The organism is Leptospiraceae bacterium, assembly GCA_024233835.1.
Classification (GTDB): domain Bacteria; phylum Spirochaetota; class Leptospiria; order Leptospirales; family Leptospiraceae; genus JACKPC01.
Genome location: JACKPC010000001.1, coordinates 1,454,366 through 1,467,280 on the forward strand (window position 1 = coordinate 1,454,366; position 12,915 = coordinate 1,467,280).

Below are 12,915 nucleotides of genomic sequence, written 5' to 3' on the forward strand. Positions count from 1 at the left end.
GAATATTTAAGATTGCCGAATAAAGAATTATTCGTAACATAGTAAATGATGGATGAATTGAATCAAGATTATTATGAATTATTTGAAAATGCACCAAATGCCTGTATTATTTTGAAAGATAATTCTATAATTGTTGTTAATAAAACATTTTCTGATTTAGTAAAACTTCCAAAAAACAAAATTATTAAACGGAAAATTACTCATTTTATACATAAAAAGTTTTTAAATATTTTTTTTTCTAAGCAGAGCCGAGTTAAGCAAGGGGAAAAGGTTTCGGGTTTTGAAATTAAAATACAGAGTCCTGCAATAGGTCCTCTCCGGGTATTTGTTGATATGAAGCTTCAAAACAATCGGGATGACGTATATGTTTCGATTTTCAATATTCAAAAATTCAAAACTAAAGAATATCATACAAAATTAAGTGAAGATAAATACAGGAATTTGTTAGAAAGCTTTACAGATGTTGTTATAACTATAGATGATAAAAGTATAGTTACGTATTGGAACAAAGAAGCTGCAAGAATATCCGGTATAGATGAGAAAGATATTTTAGGAAAAAAGATTGAACAAATTTTTCCTTTAACCGAAGAACTATTAGAGCTTAGAACGCTTTTAGACACACTCCTTCATTGTAAAACACCTATCAGTTTTGAACAAACAATCCCCTTCAAGACATATAATAGAATTTATGAAGTAAATGTATTTCCAAATCGTAAAGGAATCAGTATTCATGCCAGGGATAAAACAGAAAGAATCAGGATAGAAAAGCAGCTAAGCTTTCAAAGCCAGGTATTGCAAAATATGATTATCGGTCTTCATATAGTCTTTGTAAAAGATAATACGATAGCATATACAAATTTGGTTATGGAAGAAATGTTTGGTTATGATAAGGGAGAGCTTATAGGAAAACATGTAAGTATTTTAAACGATCCAAATAATCCTGAGATTCATGAGATTATTATCAATTCTTTAATTAAGAGTGGGAAGTGGGAAGGAGAAGTTTTAAATAAGAGAAAAGATGGAAGCTTATTTTGGAGTCGGGCAAAGGTTTCCGAGTTTGATCACTATGAGTACGGGAGGGTATGGATTTCTATACACGAAAACATTGATGATATTAAAAATACCAGTATCAGATTGGAGGAAAGTCAAAGAGAATTAGAGCTTATTTATAATAATATTCCCGTACTTGTCAGTCACGTAGATAGGAACTATCGATATAAATTTGCGAATCGGGCTTATATAAATTTCTTCGGGAGAAATGATATAATAGGAAAAAAAATTGCTGAGATCATTGGAGAAGAATCTTTCCAGCGTTCTGAAATAAATCTACAAAAGGCTTTTGAAGGAAATATTGTTGTATATGATAATATACTTTATGATAAAGATAAGCTTTCCCATGATGTAGAAGTAACTTATATTCCTCATTTTGAGAATGGAGAAAATCGCGGTATTTTTATTATTGTATCAGATATAACGGTTAGGAAAAAATACGAAGAAAGTATTATAAAGTCCAAAGAAATTGCGGAATCTGCTAATCGTACAAAGAGCGAATTTTTGGCTAATATGAGCCATGAAATCAGAACTCCTATGACATCCATTTTAGGTTTTGCAGAACTTATAGATCAAAAAACGAGAGAGCCCGAATTAAAAAAATATACAGAAAGAATACATAAGAGCGGAAATATTTTATTAAACCTCATAAATGATATTTTAGATTTATCAAAGATTGAAGCCAATAAAATTGAGATTGAACTAAAACCGGTTAACTTAAAAGAAATGATAAATGAGTTATTACTTATCTTTCAAGAAATTGTCAATCGAAAAGGAATTCGTTTAAGTCTGGATTACCCCAAAAGTTTATCTCGTAATTTTTTGCTCGATGAGTTTCGGATTCGACAGATACTATTAAACTTAATTGGTAATGCAATAAAATTTACAGATGCGGGTAGTGTAAAAATAAAGGTAAGTATCAGAAGAAAAGAAGAAGGCTATAATAACGCTAAATTACAGGTACAGGTTATAGATACCGGTATCGGAATTGAGAAAGGACAATTATCCAGCATTTTTGATTCTTTCTCACAGGGAAAAACTAAAGACTCTAACAAATACTCAGGAACCGGATTGGGCTTAAGTATATCAAAGAAATTAGCGAAATTAATGGGAGGGGATATTTGGGTTTATAGTAAGCCTAATTTTGGTTCGATTTTTACACTTCAGATAGATAAAGTTTCAATCATCTCACAATCTGAATTTAACTTAATTCCTTCAAATAGTTCAGAAGAAATAGTGACTAAATTTGGTAAAACCAAAGTTTTAATTGTGGATGACGATGATATTAATCGTGAGTTAATTATCACATACTTGCAAAAAATCCCTGAATTGGAATATATAGAAGCTATTGATGGAGAAGAAGCGATTGATAAAGCTGAAAAGTGTTATCCGGATTTGATTATTATGGATTTAAACCTGCCAAAAATCAATGGTTTTGATGCAATTAAACATCTTAAATCATTACATAAAACAAAAAATATTCCTATCATTGCTGTAACTGCTTCTGTATTGAATTTTTCAAAAGAAGAAGTGGAACATTTTTCCGATGCTTATTTATATAAGCCTCTTGTAATGCGTGATTTGCTGAGGCAGCTTAAAATTCTTCTGAGATCGGAAGAAGTGCTTACTCAAGTAGTTGAAGATAAATTTGATAAAGAAAAGGCACGAATTATATATGATGTTCTACAAAAAAAGTTATCAAAAAAGTATAATGAAATTACAGTATATTATAATATTTCAAGGATTATAAGTTTTGCCGAGAAAGCCAAAAAAATTTCTATAAATTATGATTATTCTTCTTTGAAAGACTGGTCTGAGGAGCTACTAAAGGCAGCTAATTCCTTTGATATAGTTACCTTAAAAGAAGAGTTGAGTAAATTTCCACAGTGCTTGGATAAACTAAAAAATATGATCTAATATGAGGATGGCTTAGAATGAAAAAAAGACAGGAAATATTATTAGTAGATGATATGCCGCAGAATATTCAAATATTAGGAAATATCTTAGCAGCAAAAGGATACGAGATAACTATTGCTATGAGTGGCAAAGAAGCACTCAATACTCTAAAAAATGCAAAACCGGACTTAATTTTACTCGATATAAATATGCCGTTTATGGATGGATATGAAACTTTTCAGGAAATTAAGAAGATGCCTTCCTGTTCTGACATTCCGATCATCTTCGTGACGGCCAAATCAGAGCAATCAGAAAAGATAAAAGGTTTGGAAATGGGAGCCAGTGATTATATTACTAAACCTTTTGACACCTATGAATTATTATTGAGAGTGAAACTTCAATTGGAATTAAAAAACCAAAAGGAAAATTTAGAAAAAAAACAGCATAAAATTTTAGAACTACTCAGGGTTCTGCTGCATGACTTAAGTAATCCGCTTTCCGGATTAAAGTCTGCTTTTGAAATTGCAGAAACAGATCCAAAAGCATTTATACAGTTTATGCCGCATTTATCTTCAAGTCTTCAATCCTGCTTTGACATCATTGATAGCGTTAGGAATATGAGAGCTTTAGAGGATGGTAAACTAGTATTAAAAGATTCTGAGATAAAATTATATGAAACCGTTGCAAATTCTATCAAGCTAATGGAACAAAAGATAAATGATAAACGACTTACCTGTATAAATCGGGTTCCGCAAAATATCACCATCAAATTAGATCCCACGGTATTTATGTATTCGGTATTTATGAATTTACTGAGCAATGCTATTAAGTTTTCCGAAGAAGGAAAAACTATTATAATAAAAGCTAAAGTAATAAAAAATAAGGTTAAAATGACAGTAAAGGATGAGGGTATCGGTATGCCTGAAAGTTTATTGGAAAATATATTTGATTATTCCAAGCCCACAAGTCGCAGCGGTACAAAAGGAGAAATCGGAACCGGTTATGGCATGCCTCTTATAAAAAATTTTATGGATGAATTTGGTGGAAAAATTTATATACAGTCCAGAGAAGAAGAGCCCAATAAGGGAACCAAAGTAATCTTATATTTAAATAACTGAGTCTAAGAGAAAAAACTGCAAAAAAAAATATTGCTTTCTAACTTCCTATTTGTATTTAATCTTTTTATGCAGGAACAAACAGTAAAATCCGATAAACAAACCTATAAATATTTTCTTCGATCTCTTATTAAAAAACTTTTTGATAATATTGAATACTCTACTAAAATTCTCTGGCTCGTCCTTCTTTATCTTGTATCTACCTGGTTGGTTCTCGGAACCCTTAGTTCCCAACAGTTTCAGGAAAAGGTATATAAATACGTGGACCCTCAGACCAAAAAACGCTATTCCGTTCCTCAACTCATGAGCCTTGTAGAGCAGTACGAAGCAGGTCTTGTAAATCTCACCTCTTTAAAAACAGAAGTCAATACCCAGGAAACTTATCTAACTCAAGAAGACCAGAGATTAAAGAAACTCCGACAACAGCGAGTTGACATTATTACTAATTTCAAATCCATTTCCGGCGACCTCGGTAAAGAATTTGAAGAGGTCTATACAAATTGGCTTGGCCTTCGCAATGCTATCAAAACCGAAGTCAAAGTTAAAGAAGTTAAAGATACGAATCTTCCACCGGGTTCAGAACTTACTAAAACCGAAGTAGATAAGTATATTCAAAAATTAGAAACTTCTACATCTAAACACAGTCAATTGATTGTACAGCTCGGAAAGATAACTGAGAATCTCGTTGAAAATGAAAAAAGTCAGAAAAGTTCAGAAGAGACCCTGGTTAAAACTCTGGATTCCCTGGTTTCTGCTATCAGGCAGCACGAAAAAAGCCAGAATGCACTTGGGGAAGTCGCCGAAGGAGATGTAAAGGATTTACTGGTAGAACTCAGGTATCTAACCTATCTCAAGTTTAAGTTACTTGCTACCATGCCTACGCAGCTTCTAACACTTATTCTGACTTTATCTATGGGTGCCCTTGGAAGTCTTATTTATCTGACACGAGAGCTTTTCCGACCTTCCGGGAAAAACCGTTCCCTCTTCTGGTTTTTATTTCGACCTTTTCTGGGAATGGTAACAGCGATTGCTATATTTGTTCTGGTTAAGTCGGGCCAAATTATTATCACGGATTCCTCCGGCAATGTAGTTAATGATGGAGCTTTGAACCCTTTCTTTGTCTCTTTCCTTGCCATTATCTCCGGGATGTTATCCGAACATGCCTATGAGAAAATTTATCGCACGGGTCAGTCCTTCTTTAGTTCTACGGAAACCAATACACTTTCTCGCTGGGCGGTACGTTTAAAAGAAACTATGCAGAAGACAGGTAAAAAACCGGGAGAATTGAGTCAATTTGTAGAAGAAAGCCCGGAGGTTATCGAAGATTGGATAGAAGAGAAGAAACCGGTTCCTCCTGAGGCCCAAAAAATCATCTCGGCCTGGCTTGGGGTTTCGAGTCGTGAAATCTTTACCGATGAGGCTCCGGCAAAGTCTTTAAATAAACGCGAAGAAACAGAAATATAAGGGCTGGACTCTTGCTGATGTGCTCGCTTTGAATAGGTGAGCTGTCTGTCACATAATTTTTTTGCGCATTAAAATTCTATTCCTGAAATAAAATTCTTTCCAAAATCCCTTGTGGAAATATGCTTGTGAATCATATCGGGTTAATAAATGCGACATAAATCACTTAAAAAAGGAACTCTTTTTGTTATTTTTTTCCTTTGTTTCGGTTTTTCTCTCCTGGCTGAATCCGAAACCGAGCGTTTAAATGACCTTCTAAAAAAAGAATTGGAGCCGGACAAGCAGGAAAGTCCGGTGGACAAAAAAGAAACCAAAGACAAAAACCCAAAAGAAACCAAAGAAATAAATCCGGTAGAAGAGCGTTATAAGCCTAAAGAAGAGGGTAGTTCTTTAACCTGGGTCTTATTTAAAATTATACTGGTTTTCGGTTTTCTAAGCGCTGTTATGTACTATGCTCTGAAATTTCTCTCCAAAAGTCGCATTGCGGGTTTTCCGGTAAAAGATTCTATGCAGGTTCTGGCCAGCCTTCCTCTGGCCCCGGGTAAACAATTGCAGATCGTAGATGTCGAAGGCATCCTTATGGTTTTAGGTGTGGCAGATGGTTCTATCAACCTGATAACTGAGATAACTTCACCTGAAATTAAAGAAAGAATTTATATGAAACGCGATGAAATTCAGCCGGTAGAAGAAAATTTTTTAGAAATATTGTTGAAAAATTTGAAAACAGGTATCAAATTGCCAGCCGAAGCCAAAGTAGATGAGACTCCTGTTGTTAAGCGAGAGGAAGGGTTTCGTGTAAAGGAAGAGCCGGAAACTGTAGACTTTTATTCCCGGTCAGAGGCTCAATCAGAGGAAGACGTTGTGAATGAAATCAAACAAAGACAGTTGGATAGGTTGGAAAAATTAAAGAAAGAACGGAACCAGCTTGAAAAGAAAAATAAAACACCGGGCAAATAGTCATGAACTTTAGCTTTTCACTTACTGAAACAAAAAAGATTATCTGGCCACTTGTGGGTTTCGGTTTATTTTTTCTTTTATCCTCGGCTATTTTTCCCCAGGATACCGGTACCCGGATTCCAATACCTAACTTGAATTTTAATATCAACGAAGCCAAGAATCCCAAAGAAACCAGTCTTTCTTTGATGATTCTTTTTCTTATTACCATCCTTTCTATAGCACCGGCCATTATCATGTCTGTCACCTCTTTCACCAAGATAGTCATAGTGATGGATTTTGTAAGAAGAGCCCTCGCGATTCAAAACCTTCCCCCTAACCAGGTGATGATGGGTCTGGCTGTTTTTATGACTTTTTTTATTATGGCACCTACCCTGAAAGATGTTAATGAAAAAGCTTTGACGCCTTATCTGGATGGTAAAATCGATACAAGCAAGTTCTTTGATAGAACGATGATACCTCTCCGAAAATTTATGATAAAACAAATTGGAGATAAGGGCACTAAGGATGTAGCATTGTTTTTGAAAATAGGGAAAATTAAAGACGTTAAGTCTTATGATGATGTCCCTTCCTATGTCCTGGTTCCGGCCTTTATGCTTTCAGAAATAAAAAAGGCCTTTATCATCGGGATTTACTTATTTATACCTTTTGTAGTGGTTGACCTTGTGGTGGCGGCCACTCTTTTATCTATGGGGCTTATGATGCTTCCACCGGTAATGATAAGTCTACCTTTTAAGTTAATTCTTTTTGTCCTGGTGGATGGTTGGAACCTCTTGGTTTATGAGTTAGTCAGGAGCTATAAATGACAGATGTAGATGTAATAACGCTTTTACGGGAGAGTTTGTTTATCACGATGAAAGTTTCTTCTCCCATATTGTTGGTGGCTCTTGTGGTGGGTCTTTTTATCGGGATTTTACAAACTACCACATCGATTCAGGAGCCAACCATCGCTTTTGTTCCCAAGCTTTTTGCGATTTTCATTGTGATCGTAATTTTTGCAGCCTGGATTGTAAGGGTAATGATGGATTATACTACCATTATGTTTATGATGATTGAAAAAATATGATAGAAACCTTTGTAGAACATTTTCAATTATTTATGCTACTTTTTGCAAGAATCGTGGGCCTATTTAGTTCCGCACCTATTTACGCTTCTGCAGCAATGAAAGTTTCTACAAGGATGATTCTGGCTTTTTTTATTTCTCTGGTTCTGTTTCCTGTGTCTGCTAAATTTTTGCCCGGGGTTCCTACTCATATGGGTGACTATTACCTTTTAATCTTATCCGAATTACTCGTGGGACTATTTATGGGTTTTATGGTAAGTATCATCTTTGCTTCCTTTCAGATGGCAGGTCAGTATTTTTCGGTTCCTATAGGTTTTGGTTATACGGAAGTTTTAGACCCGGTCAGCCAATCGAATTTACCCGTTATCAGTACTTTAAAGAATCTTCTTGGAATGATGTTATTCCTGGTACTCGGTGCTCACCGAGTTTTGATTGAATCCTTACATTATTCCTTTGAAAAGGTGCAGGTTTTACAATTTACAGCAGAAATTAATCAGGGGCTTTTTAAAGCTTTGCAGCTTGCCATCGGTTCGATGTTTGTAGTTGCTTTCCAAATCTCTCTTCCTATTCTGGGAATTCTCATTCTGGTTTCTATTGCCGAAGCCCTTATGGGGAAAGCAGCTCCGCAGTTAAATATCCTGCAACTGGCATTCCCTACAAAAATTGCAATCGGTCTTTCTGTTTTGATTATTGTAAGTCCTTTTGTTATAAAACAGATGGAAAATGCTATTGTGATTGCTTTTGATAGGTTAAATATCCTTCTCCGGGAGTGGCCTGCGGGTTAGTATGATAGTTCGTGATTTCGAGAACGATTCCCTCTTGTTTCTCAAGCAGGCAGGATTAAATCCTTTTGTAATAGATCTCCAATTATTTTCTGCTGAGGATGAGGGAAGAACCGAGGAGCCTTCTGATAGGAGAAGGAAAGAAGAAAGGGAAAAAGGAAATGTTCCTCGATCCCAGGAACTTCCGGGAGCTGTGGTTTTACTCGCTTCTGTAATTGCCTTTTATTTTTTTGGAAAACATCTCTTTATAAATGCTGTCGCTATCATAACCCGCTACTTTGGAAACTTCAAAGATTATGATTCTTTCACCGCGGAGAGTTTTGCTAATTTAATGAAAGTGGGTGCTTTGGATGTAATTACTCTCGTTTTACCTGCCCTTATGATTACTCTTGTGGCTGCTATTGTAGGGAATGTGGTGCAGGTAGGTTTTTTATTTACTCCGAAAGCAGTAGGTTTTAATTTTAAAAAAATCATTCCAAATTTCAAGAAAGTTCTCCCGACACGACAGACCATTTTTAACCTGATAAAATCATTAGCCAAAGTGGTTTTAATCGGTTGGATTTCGTATATCATTATTTCCTTTGATTTTCTGGATCTTCTTCTTCTCGGTCAGATGGGGATTAAAGAAGCTATGCAGTTAATTTTCTTTTCCTCTTTTAAATTATTTTTTTTCATAGGAATTTTTCTTGTTATTATTGGGATTGCTGATTTTTTCTATAATAAATACGAGTATGAAGAGAATTTAAAAATTACACCTTCAGAAGCCAAACGGGAGCATAAAGAAGCAGAAGGGGATAAAACTCTTCTGAACCGTAGACGAAACATGATGAGAGAATTTATTCGAAAAGGAATGTTACAGAAAGTAAAAACAGCTGATGTAGTGATTGTGAATCCCACGCATTTTTCTGTAGCTCTGAGTTATGACCCGAAGGTTCACGATGCTCCGGTAGTAGTAGCTAAAGGAATGGATGAATTTGCCCTGATGATACGCCGGATAGCCAAAAATAATAATGTGCCGATAATTGAAGATAGGATGCAGGCCCGGATGTTGTATGATGAGGCCGAGCTGGACATGCCGATTCCGGTAAAATTTTTCCGTGCAGTTTCCTTGATCATTGCGAGACTGGATAAATACAGGAGAGTTGCTTGATGGATAAAAAATGGTATATGCAATCAGATGTGATTATGGGGATAGGGGCTATCTCTATTGTTGCAATGTTGATTATCCCTCTTCCGGGCTTTCTTCTGGATATCCTGATTGTGGTGAGTCTTGCGATGGGGCTTCTGATTCTTTTAACGTCTATGTCTGTGAAAGAAGCTTCGGACTTTTCTATTTTTCCTAACCTACTATTAATAACAACCCTGTTTCGACTTGCCCTGAACGTATCTACTACACGGCAAATTTTAACCCAGGGAGCCAGTTTCAATAGCCATATTATAGATGCGTTCGGTACCTTCGTAATCGGTGGGGGAACGGGCCTATCCAAGTATATGGTCGGATTTATTATCTTTTTAATTCTTACTATCGTTCAGATTATCGTGATCACAAAAGGTGCCACTCGTATTTCGGAAGTAGCTGCCAGGTTTACTCTGGATGCCTTGCCAGGAAAGCAGATGGCCATTGATACAGAACTTTCAAGTGGAAATATTACAGAAGAAGAAGCGAAAGAGCGAAGGAAAAAAGTTCAGAGAGAAGTCGATTTTTATGGAGCCATGGATGGTGCGAGTAAGTTCGTGCAGGGGGATGTTCGTGCGGGCTTGATTATTACCGCCATTAATCTTTTGGGTGGAATTATTATCGGAACTTCGATCCGCAACGAATCTTTCGTCGTGGCCATTCAAAATTACGGCAAATTTACCATTGGGGATGGTCTCGTATCCCAGATTCCGGCTCTTCTGGCCACAACAGCGACCGGTATGATTGTTACCCGTGCAGGTTCGGATAAGGCTCTGGCTACCGAGTTCAAAGACCAGCTTTTTACAAAACCCAAGATTCTCTATGTTATCGCGGGAAGCTTATTTTTTGCCGGGTTTATTCCGGGTTTACCTTTTTTTACCCTTCTCTTTTTCGCACTGTCATTTGCTTATCTGGCCTATACGATTGAGAAAAACGCAGAAGAAACCCTTGCCAACATTGAGAAGGCGAAGAGTGAAACCAAAAGTCAGGAAGAGAAAAAACCGGATTATTACAAAGAACTCCGTACAGATCCCATTGAAGTGGAACTGGGCCTTAATCTGGTACCTCTCGTAGATACGAATCAGGGTGGAGTTTTACTGGATCAGATTTCCAATCTACGTAAACGATTTGCTGTGGATATAGGCCTTGTAATACCTGCGGTTCGAATTCTGGATAACCTCGAACTGGATCACGATTCCTATGCAATTAAAATCAATGGAATTGTAGTAGGAAGTAGTAAGGTGAAAGCCGGTAAATTAATGGCTCTCGATACTGCCGGAAAAGTGCAGGAAAAGATTACCGGTGAAGAGTTTATAGAGCCTACCTTCGGATATAAGGCTCTCTGGATAGACCCGGCAGATAAAATTGAGGCAGAGAATACAGGTTATACGGTAGTCGATCCATCTACTGTAATCGTAACCCACTTGAAAGAGCTTATCTCCAACCATGCGGCCTCTTTACTGGGAAGAGAAGAAGTGAAAAACCTTCTGGAACACGTTCGGGCTACTCATCCTACTCTTGTGGGAGAACTGGAAGAAAAAAAAGTGGGTCTGGGTGTTATTCAGCAGGTTCTGCAAAATTTACTTAAAGAAGGCCTGGGAATTCGTAATATAGTTTCCATTCTCGAGTCGATTGCGAATAGTGATTCGAGGGATTCGTATTTCTTATCTGAAAATGCGAGGCAGGCTATATCCCGTCAGATTGTGAGCGATTATTTACATCATGATGGAAAACTTCATGTGGTTACTCTTGACCATAAAATAACAGAGCGTTTGAGTAAAAATATAGTAATGGATCCGATAGAGGGGAGCTTGATTTCAATATCCCCTGAGTTTCATAATCGGCTTTTGGAACTGGTAATAAAAGAATATAGTCGCTGTCATGGCGAGGGAAAATTCCCAATTTTTGTGGTAGGAAGGGTGCTTCGTTTGCCTTTCTCTTATATGCTAGCAAAAGAATTACCTCCCCGGAATTTTGCAGTTCTGGCGGTTGAGGAGATTCATTCTTCGGTTAAAACCCAGATTGATGCTTCTATCAGCATGAATTTACCGGAACCCGGACAAAAGGTCAGTACAACTACCACTTATGTAGGACAATAGTATTTATTCAGAGATATAGAGGAAAAAAATGGACTTTGTTAAAATTAGAGGCAAGGATATTCAGGATTGCTTCATGCAAATGAAAATGAAATATGGACCGGAGGCTCATGTGTATGACCAGAGAGTAATTTCGGAAGGGGGCTTGTTTGGTACTAAATTCCTCGCTAAAAAAACCTATGAAATTGCTATCGGTATTCCGGAGCAGCAAACTTCTAAAGATAGAGTAGAGAAGAAACTACAGGATCTAAAAGAATTACTACGACAAAAAACCGGTGCTGAGCCAAAGAAAAAAAATTTAGGTGATATGAAGCCTCTGGCCAGAGAAACGGATCCGGGATCTGGAGAAGAGGAGGATGCGCCCGGAAAACATTTTTATATTTCTAATAACCTTCAATCTCGAAAAGATGCTCTGCATCCACTTAAAGATGAAGTTCTCAATAAGCCAGGAAACCTGGATAATCTGAGAGAATTTGATTCGATTCATCTTTATCGTCTAAAAGAAAGGCTTTGTTCGGAAGGGATGAGTCAGGATTATGTATTTGAAATTATTCATAAAGCTGAAAAACACCTGTCTTTTATAGAAAAATCGAAGAATGCTGTTGTAATTGAGAAAACAGCTAAAATTCTGGAGGAAAGAGTCAGTGTTGATACGGATTTACTTTCCGGAGTGGGCAGGGGCAGAAGGAAAATAATCTTTTTTGTTGGGCCTACCGGCAGTGGAAAAACTACCACAATCGCTAAATTAGCTGCAAAATACTTCTTACACCAGAATCGTCTTGTTTCCCTGTATTCTACCGATAATTACCGAATTGCAGCGATTGAGCAGTTAAAGAGATATGCCGATACAATGGATATACCTTTTTATACTGTAAAGGATATTCGTAAGTTTAAGGAAAACTTACAGAGAGATGGTTCTGAGTTGATATTGATTGATACGGCAGGCTATAGCCATAAAAATCCGGACTTCCACGCAAAAATGAAGGCATTCAGTGAAGCTTTCGGGGAAAAAGACGATGTTGAGAATATACTGGTTTTATCCTCAACTGTTTCCTATAATAATGCAAAATCGGTTATGGAAGCGTATGAAAACTTGGACTACAAGCGTCTAATACTAACAAAATTGGATGAAACGGAGTATGTAGGTCCCTTTATGGAACTTGCAGATATAAAGAATAAAGCATTTACTTATTTCAGCACCGGACAGGAAGTTCCTTTTGACATAATTCCCGCTTCAAAAGCACTTCTGGCAGATGTGATAGTTCATCCGGAAAAGATGAAGGATATTAAGGGAGAGGTTTTTTCAGTATAAGATTTCCGG

General features: G+C 36.7%; 10 protein-coding genes. All 10 read left to right on the plus strand.

Annotated elements, in window-relative coordinates:
* Positions 1–45 precede the first annotated feature (45 nt).
* The 10 genes from H7A25_06585 to flhF all read left to right on the plus strand — a co-directional run bounded on the left by H7A25_06585 (position 46) and on the right by flhF (position 12,906).
* Positions 46–2,967, plus strand: coding sequence for a PAS domain S-box protein (locus H7A25_06585; GenBank protein MCP5499552.1), 2,922 nt, complete (start codon positions 46–48; stop codon positions 2,965–2,967).
* 17 nt (positions 2,968–2,984) lie between these two features.
* The gene (locus H7A25_06590) at positions 2,985–4,064 is read left to right on the plus strand and encodes a hybrid sensor histidine kinase/response regulator (protein MCP5499553.1); all 1,080 of its coding nucleotides are present in this window, start codon (positions 2,985–2,987) and stop codon (positions 4,062–4,064) included.
* A gap of 66 nt (positions 4,065–4,130) precedes the next feature.
* Entirely contained in the window at positions 4,131–5,525 is a 1,395-nt protein-coding gene (locus tag H7A25_06595; GenBank protein ID MCP5499554.1) for a hypothetical protein, read from the plus strand.
* Between the two features lie 147 nt (positions 5,526–5,672).
* Entirely contained in the window at positions 5,673–6,479 is an 807-nt protein-coding gene (locus H7A25_06600) for a flagellar biosynthetic protein FliO (GenBank protein ID MCP5499555.1), read from the plus strand.
* Between the two features lie 2 nt (positions 6,480–6,481).
* A complete protein-coding gene (fliP, locus tag H7A25_06605) occupies positions 6,482–7,282 on the plus strand; it encodes a flagellar type III secretion system pore protein FliP (GenBank protein ID MCP5499556.1) in 801 nt (266 codons plus the stop codon).
* Positions 7,279–7,542: a flagellar biosynthetic protein FliQ gene (locus H7A25_06610; GenBank protein MCP5499557.1), complete on the plus strand. Its 264-nt coding sequence runs from the start codon at positions 7,279–7,281 to the stop codon at positions 7,540–7,542. Before fliP ends, H7A25_06610 begins: the two co-directional genes overlap by 4 nt.
* Complete coding sequence (gene fliR, locus H7A25_06615) at positions 7,542–8,324, plus strand: flagellar biosynthetic protein FliR (GenBank protein ID MCP5499558.1); 783 nt, start codon at positions 7,542–7,544, stop codon at positions 8,322–8,324. Before H7A25_06610 ends, fliR begins: the two co-directional genes overlap by 1 nt.
* A gap of 1 nt (position 8,325) precedes the next feature.
* Positions 8,326–9,471: a flagellar type III secretion system protein FlhB gene (flhB, locus tag H7A25_06620; GenBank protein MCP5499559.1), complete on the plus strand. Its 1,146-nt coding sequence runs from the start codon at positions 8,326–8,328 to the stop codon at positions 9,469–9,471.
* Positions 9,471–11,597 (plus strand): FHIPEP family type III secretion protein, encoded by a 2,127-nt coding sequence (locus H7A25_06625; protein MCP5499560.1) that lies wholly within the window; start codon positions 9,471–9,473, stop codon positions 11,595–11,597. The genes flhB and H7A25_06625 overlap by 1 nt, the downstream gene beginning before the upstream one ends.
* Positions 11,598–11,625: 28 nt before the next feature.
* On the plus strand, positions 11,626–12,906 hold the full coding sequence (gene flhF / locus H7A25_06630) for a flagellar biosynthesis protein FlhF (protein ID MCP5499561.1): 1,281 nt from the start codon (positions 11,626–11,628) through the stop codon (positions 12,904–12,906).
* The last annotated feature ends 9 nt before the right edge of the window (positions 12,907–12,915 follow it).